The following is a 24,621-nucleotide window of genomic DNA, read 5'->3' as shown; positions in this document are numbered from 1 at the left end:
GGGGGTGTTAACTCTTATGTAGGAGATAACGATGAGCGATACGAATTCCGTGATTATTCGCAAAGCCTACGAAGACTTTGCGCAAGGAAACGTTCCTTCGGTGTTTGCGGCCTTCGACGCGGGCATCACCTGGCACGTTCCCGGTCATAGCCCGTTATCAGGCGACTATACAGGCCACGATCAGATCGGAGGCTTTTTTCAGCGCACGATGGAGCTCTCCAGAGGCGCGTTCAGCATTGATGTGCACAATGTGATGGCTGAAAATGATCTCGTTGTCGTCTTGGTCACCGTGAATGCTCAACGAAACGGGCTTTCCGCGTCGTTTCCGGAGATCCACGTCTGGCGGATGAAGAACGGAAAGGCGACCGACTTCCGCGAGTATCAAGGCGATGAGCAGCGAGAGGACCGGTTCTGGTCCTAAGACGCTGGCATCTCCCTTCAGACTAGATGTCCGCTCGGGCATTCGCGACTGGCTCGAGCCAGTGATGCAATTCCGGGGATGATTTTAAGAAAAGAGGGCGTTGATGATCACGATCAAGATCACCACGCCGATCAACATCCAAAACACCTGGACGGCGATGGCCGCGATGCCGAGTGCGGCCGCGACGCCTGCCAAGAGTTTTTCTTCTCGCAGGATGACCGAGAAGACTGCGAGAGCAATGGCGAGCAAGCCCAGCGAGACCGCCACCGTTGAAAGTCCCTGGGTCCATGTGTAGCCGACAGTGCGTTGCTCGGAAGCCTCGCGAGATCTGATTTCAAGTCGCTTGGCACGGAAAATCAGATGGTCCTTTACTCTCGGTCCGGCATCGTCAATCACCTTGGCGGGTTCGGGCGGAAAGACCGCCGGCAACAATTGGGTCAGCACCGACGCCAGGAGCGCCAACAGGCCGACAACGCTTCCGATGGTGCCGAGCCGGCAGGATTGTCTGACAGCATTCATCACCTGAAATCTCCGCGCCACCTTGGACGGGGTGAACCGGGCTCATGCAGCCCACTCTTGGTGGGTTCTAGCCTCCTGAGGGTTCAACGTGAGCTTAAGCTGCGGTCCCGGCGCCCTGATGAGGGCATCGGTCAGGCGCGGGCACCGAGCGTTCGATGCGGTCCACTAGAGCGTGATGACTTTTCTTCGAATCGTCATTCCGCTCTATCTTTTTGTTTGAGCATGATCTTTTCGGAAAACCAGTACCCACTTTTCCGGATCATGCTCTAGGCCTTCACCGGTCGATTGGCATGACTCACCTGCGGCACGCCACGGTTGAGCGACATATGGGAATGCATGCAAAGCCAACCATCGGCATTCCTGGAAAACACCATGGTGGCGCGGCCGGGGCGCGGAAACGGGTTGCCATCGGGATGATAGCCCGTGCTGGTCCACGGCGCGATCACGATCGCCATCATGCCATCGGGGGACGCCAGAACCGATGTCTGCTCAAGGACGAAACGGAAGTCGGTGGTCTTCGGCCAGACATTGTCCCATTGCGTCGTGACCCATTTATCCAGGCCGGGGATGACATCGTTGTGCGTGCCGAAGGCAAGCACATCTGGATGGAAGAGCGGCCTTGCCGAGGCGTAGTCGACCTCACGGACATAGCCCGCGAAGGTTTCCAGCCACTGGCGGAAGAACTGCGTTATCTCTGTGTTCGCGGTCGGCAAAGCATCCATTGCCTGCTCCATATTCGGCCACCGAATGGCACAAGGTCGCCCACCGCGTTGACGAAGCCGGCGCCGGACCGATCACGCCGTCGTCAGGCTCGGCAGACTATCAATCCGGGTCGTTTTGTGGTATTTTGTTGACGTGAAACGCCTGATCACCATCCGCCGTTTGCTCGCGATCCTGATGATCGCGGGGCTGGTATTGGCCCCGCTGTCCTCGCCCGTGATGGCCGGCGTGACTTCCGATGCATCGATGTCGGCGATGGCGGACGATATGTCCATGGCGGCATCGGCGGACCAGATGGCAGGCGAAATGCCGTGTTGTCCGCCGACAGCTCCGATGCCTATCGGCTGCGACAAGTGCATCTTCATGGCGGCCTGCACGGCGCAATGCTTTGTCGGCATGACGATGGCTCTGTTCCAGCCGTTTTTCGCGGTGTCGTCTGGTCTTGCTCGACCGCAGAATGATTTCCGGCCCGACGGCCTCGGCCATCCGCCTCCCGAGCATCCTCCTCGCATTCTGGTTTGATCGGCGCTTGCTGCGCCGGTTGCTGCCGCGTGGCCTTAGAGCCGCGCGGATAAACGCATGCCGCCTTGCGGCGACCAGAAATTATTGAGGATTTGAAATGAAGACGTCTCGCTCCTCGCGCGCCTTGCAGGCCGCGCTGATCGGCATGGCCATGGCTGGTTCGACCGCCATCGCCCGCGCCGACATCAAGGACTATCAATTCGAACTCGTCGATCAGACCGTTCAGGCCGGCCCCGACAAGGTCATCACCGTCAGGCTGATGAATACCAAGACCGGCAAGCCGGTGCCCGATGCGGTGATCTTCGCCACCCGCCTCGACATGGCGCCCGACGGCATGCAGGAGATGGCCACCAAGATCGCAGCCGTGCCGGGCGGCGAGCCCGGCACCTATAAGTTCAAAGCGACCTTCGGGATGGCGGGCCGCTGGCAGCTCTCCCTCGGCGCCAAGGTGCAGGGCGAGACCGGCACGGTCGAAAGCAAGCTCGTCCTTAAGGCGACGCCGTGATCCGCTCGGTCGGAATCACTTATCTCGCTGCAATTGGAGCAACCACCGCAGCGCTGTGGTTGTCTCCGGCAGCGGCGGGCGATCAGACCATGCCCGGCGCGACGGTGGAAAGCGTCGTCGCAATTGCCAAGCGCCTTAATCCGACGGTGGCGGCGGCCTCGCTCGACTTCGATGCGGCGGTCCACAAGATCGGAACGGCCGGCGTTTTGGCCGATCCGACCCTCATCCTTGAAGCGTGGGACGTCAACCGGCTTGGCGTCGGGCAGCGTCGCTTTGGCATTGAACAAGAGGTGAAGCTCTGGGGCAAATACGGCCTCGAGCGCGATATTGCGCAATCGGACGCCGACGCCGCAAAATTCCAGGGACGCGCGACCGTTACCGAACTGATTGCGCAGGTCATTGCCGCGCATGGTGAATACAACGCAGCGTATGAAGCCGTAGGAATCTCGACCGAAATCAAACGGCGCTATGACGAGATCCTCGGGTTGCTGCGATCGCGATATGGCACAACGTCGCAAATCTATACAACGCGTCAGCTACCGCCGGCTCGCTCGTCTGTCGACAACGCGCGAAACGGTTTTCAGGCCGGCTCGTCCGATCTTTCTTCAGTTTTCGAGTCGGAACGAAGGCTTCGCGCGGTTCAGCTCGACTTGCTGAAGCTCAAGGTGGAATTGCAGACGAAATATGCGGAGATGGAACGTCTGGCGGGAGGTTCGCTATGAGAGGAACGTATTGGGCGGCTTCACGTCAGCGTGAGCACGTAACCGGCCGGCGATCCGCTCCGAACTCACTGAGGAAGCGCACATCATACGCTTCTCGTGCGCAGGTGCCCGCCAGATTCAAGCGCGCTGAGATGGAACGCTTGGCGGGAGGTTCGCTATGAGACGGCCAGTAAGCGCTTTCTTGATCGTGTCCGCAGTCCTGGCTGCCGGATTGGTCGGATTGGTTGTTGGGCGTTCGAACGGTCGGCCTCTCGGATGGCTCGACGGTGTTCTGCCCGCGGCCGCGAAACAGAGCCCAACTCAGCCGGAAGCGACCGGACCGATCATCTACTACCGCGATCCGGACGGTCTGCCGGACTACTCGCTGACTGCGAAGAAGACTTCGGCGGGCAAGGACTATCTCGCAGTCCACGCAAGCGAAGATGTGAGTTTCGAGGAGAAAGCTCCGGAAACCATGACCGCGAAGGGCGGAGAACGTGGCAAAATCCGCTACTACCGAAATCCGATGGGCCTTGCCGACACCTCGCCGACACCGAAGAAGGATTCGATGGGCATGGACTATCTGCCCGTCTATGAGGGCGAGCAGGACGATGATTCTTCCGTCAAGGTCAGCACGGGCAAACTGCAAAAGACAGGTGTTCAGACCGAGATTGCGGAACGGCGCGCCCTGAACACGGTGGTTCGTGCACCGGGCACCGTTCAGGAAGACGAGCGGCGCAAATCGGTCGTGTCGCTTCGTTTCGAAGGTTTTATCGATACCGTCGAAAACGTCACTACCGGCACGCATGTCCATAAGGGCCAGCGCCTGATGCGCATCTACGGCCCGAACCTGTCGAGCGCCGCCGCCGAATATCTTTCGGCGCTCAATGCCCGCCCGGATGCCGGCATCAGCAACCAAGCCTTGAAAGGCGCACGCCGGCGCCTTGAAAATCTGGATGCCCCTGAGGCGTTTATTGCCGACATCGAGCGTACGCGCGAAATCCCGGCCTATGTGAGCTGGCCTGCACCGCAGGACGGCGAGATCGTGGAGCGCGCAGCCGTCAACGGCATGCGCGCGGCTCCCGGCGACGTTCTGTTCCGGATCTCGGATCACGAGGTCGTCTGGGTGTTGGCCGATGTCGCCGAGCGCGATCTTTCACTGATCGAGGTCGGACAAAAGGCCAGCGTCCGGCTTCGCGGCTACCCCGATCGGGTCTTCGTCGGCAAAGTCGCGTTGATCTATCCGCACATGATGGCGGAGACGCGGACCGCGCGGATCAGAATCGAATTGCCAAATCCGGACGAAGTGCTGCGGCCGGACATGTATGCCGATGTCGAAATCGCTACCGGCGCGGAAACCCCGGTTTTGACGGTGTCCAGCAGCGCTGTCCTTGACAGCGGCGAGCGGCAAATTGTCCTTCTCGACAAGGGTGACGGCCGTTTTGAACCGCGCGCGGTCAAGCTTGGGCGCCGCGGCGACGGTCGCATCGAGATCAGGGAAGGGCTCGCTGAAAACGACAAGGTGGTCGTCTCCGCGAATTTCCTGATCGATGCCGAAAGCAATCTCAAAGCCGCGCTCAAGGGCCTGGATTCCGGGGGGAAGTCGCCATGATCGCGCGCCTGATCGCCTGGTCGGCCCGTAACCTGCTGCTGGTCCTGTTCGGCACAGGCTTTGCCGCCGCGGCCGGAATCTACGCGCTCGTCCATCTGCCGCTCGACGCCATACCGGACCTCTCCGATACGCAGGTGATCGTCTATACGGAATATCCCGGGCAGGCGCCGCAGGTGATCGAGGATCAGGTCACCTATCCCTTGACGACCGCGATGCTGACCGTGCCGCGTTCGAAGGTGGTGCGCGGTTTCTCCTTTTTCGGGGTGTCGTTCGTCTACGTCATCTTCGAGGACGGCACCGACATCTATTGGGCGCGTTCACGCGTGCTCGAATTCCTCAACGGCGCGGCCTCGCGATTGCCCCCCGGCGTGACGCCGACCATCGGCCCGGACGCGACCGGTGTGGGCTGGGTCTACCAATATGCCGTAGTGTCGAAAGAGTTGAACCTTTCCGACACGCGCACCATCCAGGACTGGAACCTGAAATTCGCGCTGGCGAAAGCCGAAGGCGTCGCCGAAATCGCCAGCGTCGGCGGCTTCGTCAAGCAATACAACGTGATCCTCGATCCGCAGCGCATGCGCGATCTCGGTATCACCATGCAGAAGATGCGCGACGCGATCCGCGCCAGCAACGCCGACGTCGGCGGCCGCACCGTCGAGCTCTCGGAGTTCGAATACGTCATCCGTGGCAAGGGCTATCTGAAGAGCATCAACGACCTCGGCAATATCGTACTCAAGACCAGTAACGGCACGCCGGTCCTGCTGCGCGACGTCGCCCGCGTCGAGCTCGGCCCTGACGAGCGGCGTGGCATCACCGAGCTCAACGGCGAGGGTGAGGTCGCAAGCGGCATCGTGCTGCAGCGCTTCGGCGTCAACGCGCTCGACGTGATCGAGAACGTGAAAAAGCGCTTCAAGGAGATCGCCAGCAGCCTGCCGAAATCGGTGGAAATCGTTCCGGTCTACGACCGCTCGAACCTCATCAATGCCGCCATCGCGACGCTCAAGCATACGCTGTTCGAGGAGAGCATTATCGTCGCGCTGGTTTGCATCGTCTTCCTGCTGCACGTCCGCAGCGCGCTGGTCGCGATCCTGATGCTGCCGGTCGGCATATTGATGGCGTTCGGCGCGATGAAGCTGCTCGGGCTGGGTTCGAACATCATGAGCCTCGGCGGCATCGCGATTGCGATCGGCGCCATGGTCGACGCCGCCATCGTCATGATCGAAAATGCCCACAAACATCTTGAACGGGCGGAGCCGGGCCAGTCCCGCGTCAAAATCCTGATCGAGGCAGCGTCCGAGGTCGGACCGGCGCTGTTCTTCAGCCTGTTGATCATCACCGTCTCGTTCATGCCGATCTTCACGCTGGAATCACAGGAAGGGCGGCTGTTCAGCCCGCTCGCATTTACAAAAACCTTTTCGATGGCGGCGGCGGCGCTGCTGTCGGTCACGCTGGTGCCCGCGCTGATGGTGATCTTCGTCCGGGGCCGGATCGTTCCAGAGCACAAGAACCCGATCAACCGTTTCCTGATCTGGATCTATCGGCCGGTGATCAAGGGCGTGATGTGCGCCAAGGCGCTGGTGATCGCCCTTTCGCTCGCGGCGCTCGCGGTGACGATCTGGCCGGCGCGCCAGCTCGGCACCGAGTTCATGCCGAACCTGAACGAGGGCACGCTGCTCTATATGCCGACGACGTTACCTGGCATCTCCGTCACCAAGGCCGGCGAATTGATGCAGACCCAGGACAAGATCATCCGCTCGTTTCCCGAAGTGGCCTCGGTCTACGGCAAAGCGGGGCGCGCCGCGACCGCGACCGACCCGGCGCCTTCAGAAATGTTCGAGACGGTCGTCAACCTCAAGCCGAAGGAGGAATGGCGTCCCGGCGTGACGGTCGACGGCCTGATCGCGGAAATGGACAAGGCGCTGCAGTTTCCGGGCGTCTCCAACGCCTGGACCATGCCGATCAAGGCGCGCATCGACATGCTGTCGACCGGAATCCGCACCCCGATCGGCGTCAAGGTGATCGGAACCGATCTGGTCGAGATCGACAAACTTGCAAAGCAGATCGAACAGGTGCTCAAAGCCGTGCCGGGCACGTCGTCTGCCTATGCCGAGCGCGGCATCGGCGGCTACTACCTCGATGTGACGCCCGACCGCGCGGCGCTGGCGCGTTACGGGATCATGGTGCAGGACGTCCAGGACGTCATCGCGACCGCCCTCGGCGGTCAGACGGTGACAACGACGGTGGAAGGCCGGCAGCGGTTCAGTGTCAACATGCGCTATCCCCGAGACCTGCGCGAAAATCCGCAGGCGATCGCCAACGACGTCCTGGTTCCGATGCCGGGCGGCGGTGCGGTGCCGCTCGGGGAGGTCGCGAAGGTGGTGCCAGCGCGCGGGCCGACATCGATCCGCACCGAAAGCGGGCAGTTGGCGACCTACATCTACGTCGACATCCGCGACCGCGATCTCGGCGGCTACGTCGCCGACGCACAGCGCGCGGTGCAGGCCAGCATTCAGTTCCCGCCCGGCTATTATGTGATGTGGAGCGGCCAGTACGAATATCTCGAACGCGCCACCGCGCGCCTGAAGATCGTCGTGCCGGTGACACTGTCGATCATCTTCCTCTTGCTGTACCTCAACTTCCGCTCCATCACCGAGACCATGATCGTGATGCTGTCGCTGCCCTTCGCGCTGGTCGGCGGTCTCTGGCTGATGTGGTGGCTCGGCTTCAACCTGTCGGTGGCCGTGGTCGTCGGCTTCATCGCGCTTGCCGGGGTCGCCGCCGAGACCGGCGTCGTGATGCTGATCTATCTCAATCATGCGCTGGCAGAGATCAGGGCGAAACGTGACATTGAGGGCCGCGCGCTGACGCGGGGAGATCTTTACGACGCCATCATGGAGGGCGCGGTCGAACGCGTACGTCCGAAGATGATGACGGTAGTCGCCATCATGGCAGGCCTGCTGCCGATCATGTGGAGCACCGGCACGGGCTCCGAGATCATGCAGCGCATCGCGGTGCCGATGATCGGCGGCATGATCTCCTCGACCTTGCTGACGCTGATCGTGATCCCGGCGATCTTCGGGTTGGTCAAGGGGTTTGGATTGCCGAGCGAACCGACTGCCGCTGTTTCAGTGGAACGGGCTAGTCAGGATCAGACTTCGTCAAATGCCTTCGACCGCCCAGAAGCAGCAGAATAACGCGCCGGCCCCTGTAACCAAACCCGCCGGGCCAACGAACTAATAGAAATACGCAGGCATGACGACCCACGAAATCGAACTCAAGGCGCTGATGCTTGCGAGCCTGGACGGCGACGCGGCTTCGCACCGCGCGCTGCTCGAACGATTGAGCCGCCGCCTGCGTGCCTATTTCAAAGGCAAGCTCGCGGGCATTGGCAGAGGTATATCGGAGGCCGAAGACCTGGTTCAGGAAGCGGTATTGGCGATCCACCTCAAGCGACATACCTATGATCCCACTGAGCCTCTGACCCCGTGGGTCCATGCCATCGCGCGCTACAAGTTGATCGATTTCCTGCGCCGGAGCCGCACGTCGTTTGCTGAGGTGTCTATCGAGGAGGCCGATACCATGATGGCGCACGACGACAATGTCGACGCCGAGAGTTCATACGATCTCAGAAGGCTCATGCAGCGGTTGCCGGAAAAGATGCGATGTTCCATCGAGGCGGTAAAACTGGATGGACAGAGCATCGCCGAAGCAGCAGGCCGGTGCGGCATCTCTGAATCCGGAGTGAAAGTGAATATTCATCGTGGGCTCAAGACACTCGCTGCCCTGATTGCCCGGGAAACGCAAACATGAAGACGGATGACCTGGTTGCCCTTTTGAGCACCAACCCTGAGCCGGTCGATCGCAGGTCGGTCGCTCGCACGCTTTACGTCGCGCTTGCCGCAGGTTCAATCGTGGCGCTAGGCATCGCACTCGCCGGACTGGGCGTCCGCCCAGATTTGATGACGGCCCGCGCCTTTGCTTTTCTGCTATTGAAGCTTGCATTCACGGTTGGGATCGTCGGCGTCGCATCGACTTACCTGACGAGGCTGGCACGCCCCGGCGGGGAACGAAAAACCTCGGCAGTTTTGGTTGCAATACCATTCGGAGCTATCGCGGTACTTTCCGTCATCAGCCTTGGATTCGCGCCAAGCTCCCACTGGGAAAAGATGCTTGTGGGAGATCAGTGGCTGGAATGCCTGCTCTCTATCCCGATCATCGCGATCGTGCCCTTCGCTGCTGCCATCTGGGCCGTGCGAAGAGCTGCGCCCACGAATCTCGGTCGCGCAGGTGCTTTCGCCGGTCTCATTGCAGGCGGCGTCAGCGCGATGGCATATGCGCTTCATTGCACGGATGATTCACTGCCGTTCGTCGCGGTCTGGTACGGCGGCACGATTGTGCTGTGCACCTTAGCAGGCGCAGCATTGGGACCGCGTCTCTTGCGTTGGTAGACGTGTCTTCACGTCGGCGTGAGTCTGTAACCGCCGGACGATTAGCTCCGAACTCATTGTTGGAAGCGCATCACGCGCCTCCGACAATGATGGAGCCGGACCATGTTAACGAAACACCTTCTCACGATCTCGCTGTTGCTGCCGCTGGCGGCGATATCTGCAACGGCCCATGCGGGCTCGACGATCTCGGACAAAAGCTATTGGCCGAGCGAGGCCAGGCAGAGCGCGCAAACCACAACGGTTAGCTCGCCAAGCGATTTGAATTCTTCGTTCGCCCTCTATCCGGCAGCGTCACGTTTGCAGCCCGCGACGAGTCCGAACGACGGTGGATGGCATTATCAAGGCGGCCCGAAATCTCAGGTGACGCGCAGTGGAGGCAGGTAATACCAAGATGCGCACCGGCCAAAATGTAAGCGGGTCGTCGGCCGCCGCTTTTTGACCCGGCCCGAAGCGTAAAAGGGTTGCGGATAAGCACTCGATCTCCGCAACCCTTTTCACTTGGTGTTCGCCAAAACGAAAAGAGCATCCCCATGGCCTGGCACAGTCGTGCGTTGGACCCACGACAACAAGCAGCAAGCCGCGTGATCAGGCTCCAGGAGGCCGGAAACGCGAAAATGTCGCACTACCATCCATGGCTCCGCCTGTACGCTGAGGACGTTGGCTGATATTCTTCCATGGTCAGGACAGCAAGTCGCAGTCCGCTAACCGTCTCATGGCTCCGTCGAGCAGTGCAGGACCCTCATATCCAATCCCGATTCTGCTCGCATTGACCGGGGCTTTTGACGCTGAAGAGGATAATCGAGCGGCTGCATAGTCCCTGACAACCTGACAACGCGATGGGAGGTGTGCCATGGCTGCATCTGACTGGCGTCTCGAAGGCGAATGGATCAAGAACTGCAATTGCGCGTTTGGTTGTCCCTGCGATTTCAATGCGCCGCCGACTCACGGCTCGTGCAAAGCCCTGGTCGGCCTGAGGATTACCAAAGGACATTTCGAGGGGACCAAGCTCGATGGTCTCGTTTTCGCGGCAACCGTTGATTTTCCCGGAGCGCTGCATGAGGGCAACGGGAAGATGCAGCCGATCATCGATGAGCGCGCTACGCCGGAGCAGCGCCAGGCACTTTTCAACATCATGTCGGGCAAGAATTCGGCCGAGGGTACGCTGTTCCAAATCCTCAGCGTGATCGTAACTACGATCCATGATCCGCTGTTTGTGCCGTTCGAGTTCTCATTCGACAAAAATGGACGCGTCGCGCGCCTCGTCGCCAAGGGTGTGCTGGAGACCGAGGTGGAGCCGATCAAGAACCCGGTGACGGGCGCGCCCCATCGCATCCAAGTTGTGATGCCCGAGGGCTTTGAGCACAAAGCCGCCGAAGTTGCCTCCGCCAACATCCGCTCGACCGGCGCGATCAAGTTTGAAACGAAGGGCACGCACAGCTCCCTCGCCAACGTCGTGCAGACACCTCAAGGTGTCGCGGCTTGACGCTGCGCCAAAGGTCGCTTTTCCAGCGGCCGAGATGAGCCCATGACCGAGACGTCTGTGCTCGAATATCTGCTGCGGCGCGACCGCCTAATCGTTGTCGCCGGTTTGGCTGGCGTTGTGGTGCTGGCCTGCATCTATCTAGCCGCCGGTGCAGGCATGGATACCGACATGGCCGATATGTCGATGGACATGCCGATGCCGTGGTCGCCGGCCTACGCCGTGCTCGCGTTCGTCATGTGGTGGGTGATGATGGTCGCCATGATGGTGCCGAGTGCCGCCCCCACGCTCCTGTTGTTTACAACCATCCAGCGCAAGCAAGCGGCCTCGGTCCGTCCCTTCGTGGAAGCCTGGGTCTTTCTCAGTGGCTATCTCCTGACATGGGCCGGTTTCAGCCTCGTCGCGACCCTGGCGCAATGGGGGCTCGAGCGCGCCGGGCTGCTGTCGATGGCGATGACCAGCACCAGCGCCGTACTTGGTGGCCTCATCCTGGTTGCCGCAGGGCTTTATCAGTTCACGCCTGTCAAGAGCGCGTGCCTTCGCTACTGCCAGAATCCGGTGCTGTTTTTGAGTCGGTACTGGCAACCTGGCGCCGCGGGAGCTTTGCGTATGGGACTCCGGAACGGCGGCTATTGCCTCGGTTGTTGCTGGTTCCTGATGGGGCTGCTGTTCGTCGCCGGTATCATGAACCTTGTCTGGATTGCCGGCATCGCCCTTTATGTTGCAGCCGAGAAGCTGCTGCCGCTCGGGCAGCGGCTCAGCCGCGCCGCTGGTGTGGCCCTGATCGTATCCGGCACGATCGTTCTTGCGCGCGCAACTTGAGAACAAGTTCTACGAGGATTCGGGGTGTCCATCTATTCCGGGGACAATCAGTCACGCATGATGGGCGACCCATTGGTCCGACATGCGTTGATGATGTGCATTTCAAGCACAGAGGCGGCGAATGACAGAATCGATCCTACGCGCACTCGGCATGGCGTTCGCCATGGGATGGGAAATCCTGTGGCCCCTGATTCTGGGCTTCACACTGTCCGCGATTGTGCAGGCGGTCGTTTCCCACCGGGAAATGGCGCGGCTGCTGCCGGACGATCGGCCGGCCACGATCGCGAAAGCGCTTGCGCTCGGCGCGGCATCCTCATCCTGCTCTTATGCAGCCGTGGCGATTGCCCGCGCGCTGTTCCGCAAGGGCGCCAACTTCACCGCCGCGATGGCGTTCGAAATGGCCTCCACCAATCTCGTGGTCGAACTCGCCCTCATCATGCTGGTGTTTTTGGGCTGGCAGTTCACATTGGCCGAGTTCATCGGCGCGCCGATCATGGTCGGATTGCTGGTTCTGATGTTTCGGCGGTTTCTCAGTCGCGAGCTTCTGGAGGAGGCGAGGGCGCAGGCCGACCGAGGCATCGCCGGCCGTATGGAAGGCCACGCCGCAATGGATATGTCGGTCCCTGAAGGCGGCACGCTTTGGCAGCGGATCACATCCGAACAGGGTTTTACCGCGATCAGCCATTATTTCGTGATGGACTGGGCCTCGGTGTGGATGGATATCGCCGGCGGCCTGCTGATTTCCGGGGCGCTGGCAGCCTGGGTGCCGGCCGAATTCTGGCAGTCGTTCTTCGCCGTCGACCACCCGTTGCTGGCCAAATTATGGGGACCGATCGTCGGGCCGCTGGTCGCGGTGATCTCGTTCGTCTGCTCGGTCGGAAATATTCCGCTGGCCGCGGTGCTCTGGAACGGCGGCATCAGTTTCGGCGGCGCGATCGCGTTCATCTTTGCGGATTTGATCATTCTCCCGATCCTGAACATCTACCGCAAATATTACGGATTGAAGATGGCTGGCTTTCTGTTCGTGACGTTCTATGCCGCCATGGCCGGTGCCGCGCTGATCGTCGAACTGATCTTCGGTACCCTCGGTCTGGTCCCGGCCCAGCGCAACGCGCGCGTGGTTGATGCCGCCATCACCTGGGATTACACCACCTGGCTCAACATCGCCTTTCTCGTTCTCGCAGGCGTGCTGGTCTGGCGATTCTTCAATACGGGAGGCCTCGGGATGCTGCGGATGATGAACAAGCCTCCTGCGACGGGGCACTCGCATCAACACATGTAGTTGTAGGATGCGTTGAGCCAACGGGTCGCGCGACCAGTGCGCCGTACCTCGAAGCGCGGAGGCGGAATGCGCGCCCGATGATAAATTCCGCGAAATCCATCAATCGCTCCGATGAGGAGCCCCGTCGCATTATTCCAACCGGCCGCTAGATACTACCTCACCCGACGCCAGCGCCCGTTGAGGTAACCCAAGGTGAGTTGGTGTTTCCGCGATATTCCATCCAGGCCTGCCTCAAAATCTGCACCGACGAAGTAAGGAAGATGGCAGCCATCACGCCTGCCACAGCTAAATCCGGCCAAGCGCTCGCCGTTCCCCAAACGGTGAGCGCAGCAATCATTACTATGACGTTGCCGATCGCATCGTTGCGTGAGCAAAGCCAGACCGAGCGCACATTGGCATCGCCTTCCTTGTAGCGCATCAGCAGCAACACCGACGCAAGATTGGCTGCCAGCGCGAGCATCCCGATAGCACCCATCAGTTCGGCACGGGGCACGCCAAGGACGAGCGTTTGGTAAACTGTTGAACCAAATACCCATAGCGACATCGCGCTTAGCGAAACGCCTTTGGAGAGCGCCGCCATAGCGCGCGTTTTCATGGTGGCGCCAATGACCGCCAAGCTTAAACCGTAAGTGACCGTATCGGCGAGAAAGTCGAGCGCATCAGCCTTGAGCGCTTGCGAGCCCGCAACATGGCCGGCGAACATTTCGGCGAAAAACATCAAACCGTTGATACCGATTACCGTCCAAAGCACGCGCTTGTAACGCGGCTCGACGCCGTCAAATACCGGCACGCCCACCGAACAGCAGCTATCCCCGCCGCTGGCTGCGGCGGTATCAATTTGATGATTACGCTGGCCATTTGAGCCACAACAGTGGTCGGACATCCTGACGCTTCCCAATGATCTGCAAAGAGCGTACAACCTCTAGCGACTAGAGGTTCAAGTGAAAAATGGATGTTTCGATCGGAGAATTGTCGCGACGGACCGGCGTGAAGGTGCCGACGATACGCTATTACGAGCAGGTCGGCCTGCTTGCTGCGCCCGTTCGTACCGAAGGCAAGCAGCGGCGCTATGGCGCACCCGACATCATGCGACTAAATTTTATCCGGCATGGCCGCGAGCTGGGCTTCGAGATAGACGACATTCGAGAGCTTCTGGCATTAAGTGCCCAGCCCGAAAAACCTTGCGACAACGCGGACAAAATTACCGCCCGTCACCTGGCGGCAGTTGACCAACGCATTTCGCAACTTAACGCACTGCGCGGCGAGCTCGCTCGGATGCTCGACAATTGCGAGGGCGGCCGTGTGGCCGATTGTCGGGTGCTTGAAAGTCTGGGCATGCCGTCTGATCGGTCCACCAAATGACTGCTTGCCCGGCGCGAGCGCCGGTTGAGGTAAACCCATGAGCGCCGAGAACCGTCACGACCACTGGCAAAAGGTCTACACCAGCAAGGGCGAGAACGAGCTCAGCTGGTTCCAGGAAAGCCCGGTCCCCTCGTTGGAGTTGATCGAGCGCGCGGGAGCAAATCCCGACTCGGCGATCGTTGACATCGGCGGTGGCGCGTCACGCCTGGTTGACGCGCTGATCGAACGTGCCTTTCGAGCCATCACCGTGCTCGATCTGTCGGAGGCTGCGCTAGCGACAGCCAGGGCCCGGCTCGGCGAGCGCGCCCATGATGTTCAATGGATCGCGAGCGACGTGACAACATGGGAGCCGCCGGCATCCTTTGACATCTGGCACGACCGCGCCGCGTTTCACTTTCTCACCGAGGCGCGCGATCGGGCGGCGTACCTGGCAGCCCTGCGAAAGGCCCTCAAGCCTGGCGGCCATGCCATCATCGCGACCTTCGCACTCGATGGTCCCGAGCGCTGCAGCGGCCTGCCTGTTGTGCGTTACGATGCAGCAGGCTTGGGGCAAGCACTTGGCGACGGTTTTGCGCTGGTCGAGACGCGAAACCATCGGCACACCACGCCGTGGCAGTCCGTGCAGCAGTTTCAATTCAGCCTGTTCCGGCGTGTCCAGAAGCCCGAAGCAATAAGCATGGTCCTTTCCGCGCTTAGACGGTAAACGGGCCGGGATGCATGATTTCGCCCAGGCCATTGTTACCGCCCTTTCGTTAATCTCCAGCTTCGATTCCGAGATTGTCGGCATCGTCGGCCTGTCGCTCCGCGTGAGCCTGTCGGCGAGCCTGATTGCCATGATGATCGGCGCGCCACTCGGCGCTGCGCTGGCCGTCAGCCGGTTTCGGGGACGGCAGGCCGTCATTGTGCTGGCCAACGCCTTGCTGGGCCTGCCGCCGGTCGTGGCGGGGCTTTTTATCTATCTCTTGCTGTCGCGGTCGGGGCCGCTCGGCTTTGCCGGGCTGCTCTTTTCGCCGACCGCCATGATCATCGCGCAGGCCGTCATCACCACGCCGATCGTGATCGCCCTGGTGCATCGGCCCACTTCGCTGCTTTGGTCCGAATATGCTGACCTCATGCGTACCGACGGCGTGTCCAAAGCCCGCAGCATCCAATTGCTGTTCCTGATCGGGCGGGACTCGCTGCTGACGGCATTTCTCGCCGCGTTCGGTCGCGCCATCGCGGAGGTCGGCGCGATCATCATCGTCGGCGGCAACATCCGCGGCTATACCCGAACCATGACGACGGCCATCGCGCTCGAGACCGGCAAGGGCGATCTCACCTTGGCGCTTGCGCTTGGGTTTATTCTGCTCTCATTGAGCGTGATCGTGAGCAGCGTGGCCTTTTTGCTAGTGGGACGCGTTGGGGAAAAATAACTGCTCGCCGTTCACCTTGTAGCCGGCGATGGTTGTTTGGCCCTCCGGCGAAATAAGCCAATCGACGAAGGCCTGCCCTTCCCTGGCCTTGACGTTCGGGTGTTTCAAAGGATTTACCAGCATCACGCCATACTGGTTGAACAGCCGCCGATCGCCCTCGGTCAGCACAATGAGATCGCCGCGATTTTTGAACGACAGCCAGGTGCCGCGATCCGTCAGCAGATAGGCGTTTATCGCGGAAGCCATGTTCAGCGCAGCGCCCATCCCTTGGCCGATTTCGCGATACCAGGGGCCTTTGATGGTCTCGAGATCGATTCCCGCCTCGCGCCACAGGCGAAGTTCGGCTTCATGCGTCCCTGATCGATCGCCACGCGAGATGAAGGTCGCCTTGCCGGCGGCGATGGCGCGCAAAGCCGCGGTGACGTCTTTATCGCCCGCGATATGCGCGGGATCGGCTTTCGGACCGGCGATGACAAAATCATTGTACATCACGTCAAACCGCCGAACGCCAAATCCCTCGCCGAGGAATTTTTCTTCCGCTGGCCGATCGTGGACAAATACCACGTCGGCGTCGCCGCGCCGTCCAATGTCGAGCGCCTGTCCGGTTCCGACGGCGACGACTTTCACCGCGATACCGGTTGCAGCCGAAAAGCGCGGCAACAGATAGCCGAAAAGTCCCGACTGTTCGGTCGACGTTGTCGATGCAACGATGATCGAAGGCTGCTGCGCAAAGCCAGGCCCGCTGGCTCCCAGACCGGCGACGATGGCAACGAGAGGGAGCAGGAACCGCTTCAGCAACATCTGAGAAACTTACGTCCGCGAATTACGCCCGCGCCATCGCGTGCGAAAACACCACTTCGACCAGTGTGCCGGAATGCGCCCCGGTCTTGATCTGGAATTGCGCGCGGTTGGCTTCGACCAGCGCTTTCGTCAGCGAAAGGTTGACGGCGGCGCTGTCGGAGGCTTGGTCGGAGGGGGCTCGGGTGCGGAACGGCTCCATCGCGGCGGCGACCTCGTTGTCGTTCAGCCCTTGGCCGGTGTCGCGGACCCGCAGGATCACGTCGCCGAAATCCGACAGCGCGGTGGAGACGATGACCTGGCCGCCGGCGTTGGCGAGATGGATCGAGTTGCCAATCAGATTCAGCGTGATCTGGCGCAGCGCGCGGGCGTCGGCGACCACAGGCGGCAGCATATGCGCCAGCGAGGTGCGGATGATGATGCGCTCGCGGTTGGCCTGCGGCTGCATGACAGCGACGCAGCTCTCGACGAGGTCGTTGAGGTTCTGGTTGGCGAAGGCAAGATCGAGCTTGCCGGTCTCGATCCGCGACAGATCGAGCAAATCGTTGATGATGGCGATCACCCGCTCGCCGGAGGCGCGGATGTCCTTCATGTATTCGACATAGCGCTCGTTGCCGAGCGCGCCGAACCGCTCGCCGATCATCACTTCGGCAAAGCCGATGATGGCGTTGAGCGGCGTGCGCACCTCGTGGCTGATCCGCGCCAGCATGTCGGCCTTGGCGTTGGCCGCGCGATCCGCGAGCCGCCGCGCCTCGCGCAATTCGCTCTCGCTTTTCTTGGCCTGCGACAGATCGCGGAACACCGCGAAGAAATTCGGGCCATCGGGCCGGGTCCGCCCCATCGTCATCGACAGCGGAATGAGGCCGCCCTCGCGCACCTTGCCCAATACCTCGCGGCCGTGCTCGAGCAGGCTCGCAACGCCCGAGCCTTTGAGGCTTTCGAGATAATCGCGGACCACGCGCTGGCTTTCCGGCGCGAACAAATCGGAAAGATTGCGCTTCACCAATTCCTCGCCGTCATAGCCGAACAGCGCTTCGGCGCTGCGGTTGCAGGAGTTGAGGTTGCCCTCGGCGTCGAACATCACGATGCCTTCGGCCGCGGTGTCGAGGATGGCGCCGAGCTCCTCGGCATTGGCGTGGCCGACCGGGGATGGTTCGGGTACTGCCGAAGGCTGCGACATCGCGGCGGCGATCTCGGCGATCTCGGCGGTCTTGGTGGCCGCGGCCAAGCAGATCAGCGCCAGCGCGGAATCTTCGTCCCATGAAATCGTATAAAGCCGCGCTTCGGTTCCTGACGCCGTTTCCGGCGGCGCCTGGCCCGAAGAAATCGTCACGGGCGTGCCGGTGTCTGACGTGCTGCTCGCGGAGGAAACGCCGGGCTCGACATAGAGCGCGTCGAGACCGCCGGCCTGTTCCAGGGCAAGAAGGTTCGGATAACCGATCCGCGCCAGAAACGCCGGGTTGGCATAGAGCAGCCGGTCGAGCCGGTAGATCAAGACGCCGACCGGGAGCAAATCGAGCAGCATCTTGTCGCGCCGCGCTTCGCCGCGCGCGGGCGGTTCGGGATGCGCGAGCCAGCCGGGTTTTTCCGCGGCCTCGGGCGGTTGCTCCGGCGGCGCGACGACGGGTTCGGGCACCTCGGATGTTTCAGCCGGCGTCTCGGGCGCGCCGTTTTCGCTCTCGAGCCGCGCCGCCAATTGGCGGGCCAGTTCGTTGAAGGCCGAGTTCTCAACCGGCGTGAGCACCGGCGATTTCTGCTCGCCGGGGGGCCGGAACGGCAGGACGTTCTTTGCTTCGATGGGCGTTTCCACGGGCGTTTCCAAATCGGTTGGTGGTGAAATCTCTGAAGCAATCGACGCAGGCGAATCAGGGGTACTCGTTTCAGGCGTACTCGAGGATGCAATATCGCCCTGATCGGGCGGATCCGCGGCGGGCGGGCCTTTGGCCACATCGACTTGCGCGGGGCCGGGCGGAGGCGGATCAGAGAACAGTTCATAACGGCGCAGTGCTGCGAGCCGCGCCAGACCGTCGAGATCGCGGCAAACCCCGAACCCCCGATAGCCGGCAAAATTCCGCGCCCGATCGTAGATCGGCAGCCCCGACAATTCCACCGGCAATCGGCCGCCGCCATCGACCGGCCAGTTCAGGGTGACGCCGCTCCAGGTATCGCGGGTGGCGACCGCCTTGAGCACGCGGCCCTCGGGATCGAGCCCGAACACGTCTGCGATTTCGCTCCAGAGCCGGCCAAAGCCCGCGGGGGTGCGCACGCCGATCAGGCGGGTGAATTCGTCGGAGCCGAGCGAGAAGCGCCCCTCGGCGTCCATCTGCCACATGAAGCGCAGCGGGTGCCGGCGCGGATTCGGCCCATGGTCGTCGAGCCATGACAGCGTCCAGACCGGCGGCGGCGCCAATGATTGAGCCGGTGCGTCGATCGCCGGCGGCGCGGACTCTTCGGCCTGCTGCGGCGCGGACCCTTCGGCGGGCGAAGGTGGCGGCGACGGCTCATCGGCAACCGCTTCGACAAAGGGCGACGGTTCGTGCCGATCGGTTTTATCAGTGGGCGCGGTTGTCGCCTGCGTTGGTTCGGCGCGTGGCGCTTCGACGTGGGGGATGTCGAGCTGCAACACCGTCTGCAGGTCGGGTTCGGCGGGCCCATCGGCGACAGCGGGCTCATTGGCGACGGCGTGCTCATTGGCGACGGCGGGCTCGGTGGCCGCCTCTTCCGGCGGATCGGCGAATTCGTCGATCAAGGCAAACTCGGCCGGCGCTTCGCCCGATATCGCTGGCTGCTCATAATCTGCTATCGCCGGATCCGCCGCGGGCGCGGCCGGCTCGGGCGCCGGCGCGATTTCGGCCGCTTCGCCCGATGCGGGTGCGGCTTCCTCAGCCGGAGCACACACAATTACCGGCGCAATCAAAGCGACCAGGCCCACATCGGCGCCGGTGCCGACGCGTTGCAGAATCAGGTGACCGATGCCGAACGGCGTCTCGACGCGCCCCTGCGCCAGCGCATCGCTGCGCGCCGCGTCCAGGCCCGCCTCCGACAGATTGCGAAAACCGAGCAGCGTGCGCGCGGCGTCGCTGGCGCCGACGAACATGCCGTCGCGCGCAAACGCCGCGATCGGCGTGTCGATGCCTTCGACCAGGCGCTGCAGTCGTTCGAGCAGCGGCATCGCGCGGCCGACCGGCTCGGCGGCCGTGATCAGAATGCCGTGGCTGCCGTCGGCAAAATCGAGCCGCACGCAGCCGCAGGTGACGAGCTGGCCGAGCGGCGAGCCGAAGCCGCGCAGCCGCTCCAGCCGCATCGCGCCGGTCGGGCTCAGCCGGCTTGCGAGCCGCGCCACCTGGCGGCGATGCGCATCGGCGGGCCCAAACATCTTTTTGGCAAGGCTCGCGGCGTTGGCGGCGCCGAACAACTTGGCGCCGACCGGATTGGCCCAGAGAATCCGCCTGCCGTCGGTCGACCACAGCCAAGCCGGCAGCGCACTCGTTGCATGCAGGGCCAGTCGCGGATCGCCGACGCCTCGCAACTGGAATTCCGCGTTGTTCATCGCAGCTATGTGACCGGCTGGCTTTAGCTCAAAGCATGGCGAGAGGGTTCGGCTGCCAAACCATGCCAGCCTTAATGGACGGAGTATTGCCCGGGTGCGAGAGCAGGTCCACGGCTTGACAGCGACGGAATTATCGAAAGCCGCGATAACGTTAATTCGCCGGCGATCGCGAAATTGGGCTGAACCTTCGCAGCTGTGGTCGCGTTGCAATCTTGCAAACCGCAGTCAGAAGTCCACGATAGGGCCCCGATGGGCGCCGCGTCATACCGGCGGGGTCTTTTTGTCGATAGGTTTGAGGTGCGCGAACCGGGCAGCGGGGCCGTGGATGGCCTCGCACATGCGAATGCCAAAACAGGAGTTGGGACCATGAGCGAAGAAGGCCGTGACCGTTTCGAGATTCCAAAGGAAATGCGATCGATCGCCGAGGCGAGCGTCGATCAGGCCCGTAAGGCCTTCGAGAAATTCGTCACCAGCGTGCAGCAGACCGCGGGCTCGATCGAGGAACGCGGAGCGACCGTTCGCGCCGGCGCCAAGGACGTCAGCGCCAAGGCGATTTCCTACGCCGAAAAGAACGTGCAGGCGTCGTTGGACTTCGCCGAAAACTTGCTGCACGCCAAGGACCTGTCCGAGGTGATGCGGTTGCACAGCGAATATGTGCAATCGCAGATGCGCTCGCTGGCGGAGCAGGCCAGCGAGATGGGCCAAATTGTCAGCAAGGCGGCGATGGAAGCGGCCAAGCCCAAGATCTGACAGAACCTGAAACGCCGGGACCTGAAAAACCAAGGACCTGACAATATTTTAGGCGGCCCCGACCCTCGCTCCGGCGACGCCAAGAGGGTCGGGGCAAATGCCCCGGATTTGAGCAGAAATGCGGCATCGCACCTAAAATTACGGCATCTTTCATTGCGTTGCACAAAATTGACATTATCTGGGCGCTGAGTGTGGCTGCCCTACGATGGGCATTCCCACTGCGTGATCCAAGTCGACGTTCTCGCGGCCTATTGGCTCGCGCGCGCGCAAGGGGTCACATCCGTCTCACCCCGTTTCGAAGGTTTCATTCCATGGCAAATCCCACCGATCCCTTCTCCTCCTCGGTTATTCCGTTCGAGGTTCCCGAGCAGATGCGTGCGTTCGCCGAGAAGGGCGTTTCGCAGGCGCGCGACAGCTACGCCAAGTTCAAGGATGCCGCCGAGACCCACAACGGCACCATCGAGGCCGTGTTCACGACCGCCAGCAAGGGTTTTAGCGAATATTCCGCCAAGCTGATGGAGATGATGAAGGCCAACACCACCGCTTCGCTCGACTTCGCGCAGGAACTGCTCGCCGTCAAATCGCCCTCCGAAGCGCTGGAGCTGTGGACTTCGCACGCCAAAAAGCAGTACGAGACCCTCGCCGCGCAGGCCAAGGAGCTTGCCGAATTGAGCCAGAAGGTGGCGACCGAGACCGCCGAGCCGATCAAGGCCAGCGCCTCGAAGCTGTTCAAGCCGGCCGCCTGAGCGATTCAGCAGTTTTGAACGAAGCCCGGGCGTCGGCCCGGGCTTTTGTTTTTCGCCGCGTTCGAAAAATGGTGTCGTCCCGCGAAAGCGGGGACCCATACGCCGCGGCCTATCGGTAAGGCGATGGGGTGAGTTGCCTTTGCAGCAATTAACGCCGGTGGTTATGAGTCCCTGCTTTCGCAGGGACGACCCGCCTGTGAACTTTGTTGCTCTCCCGAACGACCACAACGGGGTGTCTTGGCCTTGCCAAAGGCGGGCGTTGCACCTAGTTTCCGCCCCGTTCGGCGGCCCCTTTTTGGGGCCCCACCAAGGATGCAGTTGTAGCTCAGTTGGTTAGAGCGCCTGTCTGTGGAACAGGAGGTCGGTGGTTCGAGCCCACCCAACTGTACCACGCACAAAAATTTTGCAGCAGTTCCATCAAGTTGCTGATACAGCACGTCATTTCGTGCGCCTCGACTACAAAAGGCGCACCAAATGGCGCTGAGAATGGTCGGGCTTAATCGAAGTAAATCTGGCGGGTACATCGCACGTAAGGCTATCCCCAAGGACGTTCGTGACGAGTACGCGAAGTTTGTACAAGATGCGGCAGGAGGAGCGGTTCACGCTCGGGGGCGAGTTCTCAAAGCGGTCGCGAAGGCGAAGCTCGGCGAGTGGTTGGCCGAGATTGAAACTCGCATTGAGAAGCTACGTGCTCACCTCAACGGAGGTGGTCACACGTGGGCTTCGCGAGCGCCCCAAGAGAGTACAGGAACCTTTTGTAAATCCGGTGCCCCGTATCCCAAGTTGTATAACGTAATGCCTAATTCATTGATGGAACGTTTGGTGAACAGTCGTCACCAGACTGCAATCGCCCACAGTAGAACTAGGGGAACTTTAGCGATATTATCTTCTCTCTTCGCAAGAGCGCGGCGCGCAGCGTCCGAAGAAGCGGAGTCTGATTAAGCTCAATTACGAGGACTCACTTTTTAACCAAGGGAGTATTAGTGATGGTGCAATCAACAGTAGGACGAGTCTCGAGCGTGATTGATCTAGAGCGCGAAATCGAGGCAGAGTTTCGAAACAGGCCGCCAGTCCACGAGCCGCATCCTGTCAATTTCGCGCCGCCAAGGGTGGGTGCGCCGACCCCGTCGATGCCGGATTATGTCGAGCATCGCGAGGGGGCCACGGAGATCGGCAAGCTGACGGCGGAAGCCATTGTCCGCGAATACGAAGCTGCGGCGAAAGACATCGAGGCGATGGGCGCGGAGCTGATCGAGCGAGTCAAGCAATGCGAGGCGATGACCCGCGATGCGCTCGCCGTGACCCAGGAGATGAAGGAAACCGCAATGCGCTACCGCGAGGAGGCCAAGCGCATCTTCGTTCAGATTGAGGACTGCTCGCAGATGACGGCGGAGGTCCGCAAGACCTGCACCGAATTGAAGGAAAGGATCGGCGCTCCGGCCACGGCCTGATCTAAGTCCGGCCCACTAGGAACTTGGTTCCGCGCGTGGGGGCGAAAGCGTACATCTGCCAAGCGAGACACGGTCGCGTGCAGCCGAGCAGCAGCCGCAGGCTTTACTGGAAACTTTGAAATCGCGATCCATTGATCGCCAAAAATAGAGTTCCTACGAAAAAGGAGGCTCATTTCGCGCCGTGTCCCCATGTGATCCCACAAGTTCTCTCATGCCCCACGTCTATGCGAGAAACCGCGCGACCCCTACCGCCAAGCCCATGAACACAAGCGCAGCCACTTCGCATTCGAATGCGACGACTCCGATGAATGACAATAGAACTGAGACAGCGACCATTGCGGGTGGCCTTTGGGTTACACGTGGGTACTTGTGGATTGAATGCCCTGAAGTCTGTTCAGCAGGCGTGCGACGGCGGTTGGATGCCACGTATCCCCACGAGGTGCCCGAATGCCCCGCGCGTGCAACTCATCGGCAATCCCTCTCACGCTTGTAATGCCCGAACGCCGAATGTCCTCCACGATGACGCGTAGGTCAAATTCGTTAGGTTTATCAAGGCTTAGTCGCTTAAGCGGCAGTTCCCACCCAACTGTACCACGCATCAATTCACATCGCGCGTAGTCGAAGCCGAAGCGGGCAGGGTGCTGTCCACTGGCCCTCTCAACCCGGACGCTCCCTGTCCTTGCCAACCCAACCTCATTCACCCACAATCCGCACCTAAGCGCTTGGGGGGGGATTCATGTCTGCAGTCCGGTCCAGGAAGATCCAGTGCGGCTGGATGTTCGCAACTTTGTTCGCGGTTTCGCTGTGGCCCGCGGCGAGCCGGGCCTACACGCCCGAACAGGAGCAGGCGTGCACCGGCGACGCGTTTCGCCTTTGCGGTTCAGATATTCCGGATGTCGACCGCGTCACGGTCTGCATGATTCGTAACAAGGCGCAGCTCTCGCCGGGCTGCCGCGCGTTCTTCAGGCCCGACCCCGAGGTCACGCCGGTCACCGCCGGCCGGCCGCTCACCATCAAGCCGGCCTCGTCGCACAAACCCGTCAGCGCGAAATCGCGCAAGACCAAGAAGCCGAAGCCGGCCGCGACCTGATCGCGGCGCAAGCCGCTCTGCGCTTCATCCATGGAGTCCGGCGATGATCGTCGGCGAGATTGCGCCCTTCGCGCCCGCGCGCGCCGGGAAATGACGAGCCTGCCTGCTTTACGGGCACACTTCGCCGCGATCCGGACTCGTTTTGTTCGACAAAATGGCTTTCGTTTCCGCAAAAGAGTCGAAAACGCGGATGCACGGATAGGTAGAGCGCGCACCAAACGGGTGTCAGCACGCAAAAAAATCGCGCGATCGCTCGTTCAAGCGCGTTTTTCGAATCGATTTTCGGGTTTTTTTCGCTCTGCTGCAACGCACGGTGTGACTCAAAAGCCAACGCCGCTGATTAATCAGGGGCTACGTTGTAATTTCAGTAAATTTTTCTTTCACGAATCAGCGCGCTGATTCATTTTCAGCTTCTGGGGTCAATCTGGAG

The 24,621-nt window shown here is 61.3% G+C and carries 23 protein-coding genes and 1 tRNA gene; 19 read left to right on the top strand and 5 right to left on the bottom strand.

The features are described from left to right. Nucleotides 1–31 precede the first annotated feature (31 nt). The gene (locus B5526_RS12895) at nucleotides 32–421 is read left to right on the top strand and encodes a nuclear transport factor 2 family protein (protein WP_079538528.1); all 390 of its coding nucleotides are present in this window, start codon (nucleotides 32–34) and stop codon (nucleotides 419–421) included. Nucleotides 422–505: 84 nt separating this feature from the next. On the opposite strand, the gene B5526_RS12890 is transcribed toward B5526_RS12895, so the two are convergent. Then, on the bottom strand, nucleotides 506–940 hold the full coding sequence (locus tag B5526_RS12890) for a hypothetical protein (protein WP_079538527.1): 435 nt from the start codon (nucleotides 938–940) through the stop codon (nucleotides 506–508). A gap of 266 nt (nucleotides 941–1,206) precedes the next feature. Further along, nucleotides 1,207–1,662 (bottom strand): YybH family protein, encoded by a 456-nt coding sequence (locus B5526_RS12885; RefSeq protein ID WP_079538526.1) that lies wholly within the window; start codon nucleotides 1,660–1,662, stop codon nucleotides 1,207–1,209. A gap of 133 nt (nucleotides 1,663–1,795) precedes the next feature. Here B5526_RS12885 and B5526_RS37670 point away from each other — a divergent pair, with 133 nt between their 5' ends. The 10 genes from B5526_RS37670 (at nucleotide 1,796) to B5526_RS12830 (ending at nucleotide 13,032) form a co-directional block, all read left to right on the top strand. After that, the gene (locus B5526_RS37670; RefSeq protein ID WP_154071288.1) at nucleotides 1,796–2,182 is read left to right on the top strand and encodes a hypothetical protein; all 387 of its coding nucleotides are present in this window, start codon (nucleotides 1,796–1,798) and stop codon (nucleotides 2,180–2,182) included. A 97-nt stretch (nucleotides 2,183–2,279) separates the two neighbouring features. After that, nucleotides 2,280–2,687 carry a FixH family protein gene (locus tag B5526_RS12875; protein WP_079538524.1) on the top strand — a complete coding sequence of 136 codons (408 nt, stop codon included), beginning with the start codon at nucleotides 2,280–2,282 and terminating at the stop codon, nucleotides 2,685–2,687. After that, entirely contained in the window at nucleotides 2,684–3,409 is a 726-nt protein-coding gene (locus B5526_RS12870) for a TolC family protein (protein WP_079538523.1), read from the top strand. Before B5526_RS12875 ends, B5526_RS12870 begins: the two co-directional genes overlap by 4 nt. Before the next feature lie 157 nt (nucleotides 3,410–3,566). Then, nucleotides 3,567–5,000 carry an efflux RND transporter periplasmic adaptor subunit gene (locus B5526_RS12865; RefSeq protein ID WP_079538522.1) on the top strand — a complete coding sequence of 478 codons (1,434 nt, stop codon included), beginning with the start codon at nucleotides 3,567–3,569 and terminating at the stop codon, nucleotides 4,998–5,000. After that, nucleotides 4,997–8,194 carry an efflux RND transporter permease subunit gene (locus B5526_RS12860; protein WP_079538521.1) on the top strand — a complete coding sequence of 1,066 codons (3,198 nt, stop codon included), beginning with the start codon at nucleotides 4,997–4,999 and terminating at the stop codon, nucleotides 8,192–8,194. Before B5526_RS12865 ends, B5526_RS12860 begins: the two co-directional genes overlap by 4 nt. 58 nt (nucleotides 8,195–8,252) lie before the next feature. Then, nucleotides 8,253–8,810 (top strand): sigma-70 family RNA polymerase sigma factor, encoded by a 558-nt coding sequence (locus B5526_RS12855; protein ID WP_079538520.1) that lies wholly within the window; start codon nucleotides 8,253–8,255, stop codon nucleotides 8,808–8,810. Beyond that, nucleotides 8,807–9,448: an NrsF family protein gene (locus tag B5526_RS12850; RefSeq protein ID WP_079538519.1), complete on the top strand. Its 642-nt coding sequence runs from the start codon at nucleotides 8,807–8,809 to the stop codon at nucleotides 9,446–9,448. The genes B5526_RS12855 and B5526_RS12850 overlap by 4 nt, the downstream gene beginning before the upstream one ends. An 850-nt stretch (nucleotides 9,449–10,298) precedes the next feature. Further along, on the top strand, nucleotides 10,299–10,931 hold the full coding sequence (locus B5526_RS12840; RefSeq protein ID WP_079538517.1) for a DUF1326 domain-containing protein: 633 nt from the start codon (nucleotides 10,299–10,301) through the stop codon (nucleotides 10,929–10,931). 42 nt (nucleotides 10,932–10,973) lie between these two features. Beyond that, nucleotides 10,974–11,750 carry a DUF2182 domain-containing protein gene (locus B5526_RS12835; RefSeq protein ID WP_079538516.1) on the top strand — a complete coding sequence of 259 codons (777 nt, stop codon included), beginning with the start codon at nucleotides 10,974–10,976 and terminating at the stop codon, nucleotides 11,748–11,750. A gap of 121 nt (nucleotides 11,751–11,871) precedes the next feature. Then, nucleotides 11,872–13,032 carry a permease gene (locus tag B5526_RS12830; protein ID WP_079538515.1) on the top strand — a complete coding sequence of 387 codons (1,161 nt, stop codon included), beginning with the start codon at nucleotides 11,872–11,874 and terminating at the stop codon, nucleotides 13,030–13,032. Nucleotides 13,033–13,189: 157 nt separating this feature from the next. Here B5526_RS12830 and B5526_RS12825 read toward each other — a convergent pair whose 3' ends face one another. Then, complete coding sequence (locus tag B5526_RS12825) at nucleotides 13,190–13,915, bottom strand: cation transporter (RefSeq protein ID WP_079538514.1); 726 nt, start codon at nucleotides 13,913–13,915, stop codon at nucleotides 13,190–13,192. Nucleotides 13,916–13,980: 65 nt separating this feature from the next. On the opposite strand from B5526_RS12825, the gene B5526_RS12820 reads away from it, so the two are divergent. The 3 genes from B5526_RS12820 to B5526_RS12810 are packed head-to-tail and all read left to right on the top strand — an operon-like array spanning nucleotide 13,981 to nucleotide 15,806. Then, nucleotides 13,981–14,394: a MerR family transcriptional regulator gene (locus B5526_RS12820; RefSeq protein ID WP_079538513.1), complete on the top strand. Its 414-nt coding sequence runs from the start codon at nucleotides 13,981–13,983 to the stop codon at nucleotides 14,392–14,394. A gap of 37 nt (nucleotides 14,395–14,431) precedes the next feature. Continuing rightward, nucleotides 14,432–15,097 carry a class I SAM-dependent methyltransferase gene (locus tag B5526_RS12815; RefSeq protein WP_079538512.1) on the top strand — a complete coding sequence of 222 codons (666 nt, stop codon included), beginning with the start codon at nucleotides 14,432–14,434 and terminating at the stop codon, nucleotides 15,095–15,097. Between the two features lie 10 nt (nucleotides 15,098–15,107). Further along, complete coding sequence (locus B5526_RS12810; protein ID WP_079538511.1) at nucleotides 15,108–15,806, top strand: ABC transporter permease; 699 nt, start codon at nucleotides 15,108–15,110, stop codon at nucleotides 15,804–15,806. On the opposite strand, the gene B5526_RS12805 is transcribed toward B5526_RS12810, so the two are convergent. Together B5526_RS12805 and B5526_RS12800 are read right to left on the bottom strand one after the other, a co-directional pair. Then, entirely contained in the window at nucleotides 15,780–16,607 is an 828-nt protein-coding gene (locus B5526_RS12805) for a substrate-binding domain-containing protein (protein ID WP_079538510.1), read from the bottom strand. The genes B5526_RS12810 and B5526_RS12805 overlap by 27 nt on opposite strands. A gap of 22 nt (nucleotides 16,608–16,629) precedes the next feature. Further along, a complete protein-coding gene (locus tag B5526_RS12800) occupies nucleotides 16,630–20,154 on the bottom strand; it encodes a PAS domain-containing protein (RefSeq protein WP_079538509.1) in 3,525 nt (1,174 codons plus the stop codon). Between the two features lie 366 nt (nucleotides 20,155–20,520). Here B5526_RS12800 and B5526_RS12795 point away from each other — a divergent pair, with 366 nt between their 5' ends. The 5 genes from B5526_RS12795 to B5526_RS12775 all read left to right on the top strand — a co-directional run bounded on the left by B5526_RS12795 (nucleotide 20,521) and on the right by B5526_RS12775 (nucleotide 24,191). After that, nucleotides 20,521–20,904 carry a phasin gene (locus tag B5526_RS12795; protein ID WP_079538508.1) on the top strand — a complete coding sequence of 128 codons (384 nt, stop codon included), beginning with the start codon at nucleotides 20,521–20,523 and terminating at the stop codon, nucleotides 20,902–20,904. Nucleotides 20,905–21,215: 311 nt separating this feature from the next. After that, nucleotides 21,216–21,650: a phasin gene (locus B5526_RS12790; RefSeq protein WP_079538507.1), complete on the top strand. Its 435-nt coding sequence runs from the start codon at nucleotides 21,216–21,218 to the stop codon at nucleotides 21,648–21,650. A gap of 314 nt (nucleotides 21,651–21,964) precedes the next feature. Beyond that, nucleotides 21,965–22,041: transfer RNA gene (locus B5526_RS12785), tRNA-His, on the top strand. Between the two features lie 628 nt (nucleotides 22,042–22,669). Then, complete coding sequence (locus B5526_RS12780; protein WP_244562282.1) at nucleotides 22,670–23,101, top strand: hypothetical protein; 432 nt, start codon at nucleotides 22,670–22,672, stop codon at nucleotides 23,099–23,101. Nucleotides 23,102–23,837: 736 nt separating this feature from the next. Further along, nucleotides 23,838–24,191: a hypothetical protein gene (locus B5526_RS12775; protein WP_079538505.1), complete on the top strand. Its 354-nt coding sequence runs from the start codon at nucleotides 23,838–23,840 to the stop codon at nucleotides 24,189–24,191. Nucleotides 24,192–24,621 lie beyond the last annotated feature (430 nt).

The sequence above is a fragment of the Bradyrhizobium lablabi genome (assembly GCF_900141755.1).
GTDB classification, from domain to species: Bacteria; Pseudomonadota; Alphaproteobacteria; order Rhizobiales; family Xanthobacteraceae; genus Bradyrhizobium; species Bradyrhizobium lablabi_A.
This window is presented reverse-complemented; position numbering and strand designations above follow the sequence as displayed.

What these genes read in the sequence shown, in the direction of transcription:
- B5526_RS12800 (WP_079538509.1), bottom strand. Translation starts at nt 20,154, where the DNA reads ATGAACAACGCGGAATTCCAGTTGCGAGGCGTCGGCGATCCGCGACTG.
- B5526_RS12875 (WP_079538524.1), top strand. Translation starts at nt 2,280, where the DNA reads ATGAAGACGTCTCGCTCCTCGCGCGCCTTGCAGGCCGCGCTGATCGGC.
- B5526_RS12865 (WP_079538522.1), top strand. Translation starts at nt 3,567, where the DNA reads ATGAGACGGCCAGTAAGCGCTTTCTTGATCGTGTCCGCAGTCCTGGCT.
- B5526_RS12855 (WP_079538520.1), top strand. Translation starts at nt 8,253, where the DNA reads ATGACGACCCACGAAATCGAACTCAAGGCGCTGATGCTTGCGAGCCTG.
- B5526_RS12830 (WP_079538515.1), top strand. Translation starts at nt 11,872, where the DNA reads ATGACAGAATCGATCCTACGCGCACTCGGCATGGCGTTCGCCATGGGA.
- B5526_RS12860 (WP_079538521.1), top strand. Translation starts at nt 4,997, where the DNA reads ATGATCGCGCGCCTGATCGCCTGGTCGGCCCGTAACCTGCTGCTGGTC.
- B5526_RS12890 (WP_079538527.1), bottom strand. Translation starts at nt 940, where the DNA reads ATGAATGCTGTCAGACAATCCTGCCGGCTCGGCACCATCGGAAGCGTT.
- B5526_RS12885 (WP_079538526.1), bottom strand. Translation starts at nt 1,662, where the DNA reads ATGGATGCTTTGCCGACCGCGAACACAGAGATAACGCAGTTCTTCCGC.
- B5526_RS12850 (WP_079538519.1), top strand. Translation starts at nt 8,807, where the DNA reads ATGAAGACGGATGACCTGGTTGCCCTTTTGAGCACCAACCCTGAGCCG.
- B5526_RS12815 (WP_079538512.1), top strand. Translation starts at nt 14,432, where the DNA reads ATGAGCGCCGAGAACCGTCACGACCACTGGCAAAAGGTCTACACCAGC.
- B5526_RS12825 (WP_079538514.1), bottom strand. Translation starts at nt 13,915, where the DNA reads ATGTCCGACCACTGTTGTGGCTCAAATGGCCAGCGTAATCATCAAATT.
- B5526_RS12810 (WP_079538511.1), top strand. Translation starts at nt 15,108, where the DNA reads ATGCATGATTTCGCCCAGGCCATTGTTACCGCCCTTTCGTTAATCTCC.
- B5526_RS12805 (WP_079538510.1), bottom strand. Translation starts at nt 16,607, where the DNA reads ATGTTGCTGAAGCGGTTCCTGCTCCCTCTCGTTGCCATCGTCGCCGGT.
- B5526_RS12790 (WP_079538507.1), top strand. Translation starts at nt 21,216, where the DNA reads ATGGCAAATCCCACCGATCCCTTCTCCTCCTCGGTTATTCCGTTCGAG.
- B5526_RS12795 (WP_079538508.1), top strand. Translation starts at nt 20,521, where the DNA reads ATGAGCGAAGAAGGCCGTGACCGTTTCGAGATTCCAAAGGAAATGCGA.
- B5526_RS12840 (WP_079538517.1), top strand. Translation starts at nt 10,299, where the DNA reads ATGGCTGCATCTGACTGGCGTCTCGAAGGCGAATGGATCAAGAACTGC.
- B5526_RS12835 (WP_079538516.1), top strand. Translation starts at nt 10,974, where the DNA reads ATGACCGAGACGTCTGTGCTCGAATATCTGCTGCGGCGCGACCGCCTA.
- B5526_RS12895 (WP_079538528.1), top strand. Translation starts at nt 32, where the DNA reads ATGAGCGATACGAATTCCGTGATTATTCGCAAAGCCTACGAAGACTTT.
- B5526_RS12775 (WP_079538505.1), top strand. Translation starts at nt 23,838, where the DNA reads ATGTCTGCAGTCCGGTCCAGGAAGATCCAGTGCGGCTGGATGTTCGCA.
- B5526_RS12820 (WP_079538513.1), top strand. Translation starts at nt 13,981, where the DNA reads ATGGATGTTTCGATCGGAGAATTGTCGCGACGGACCGGCGTGAAGGTG.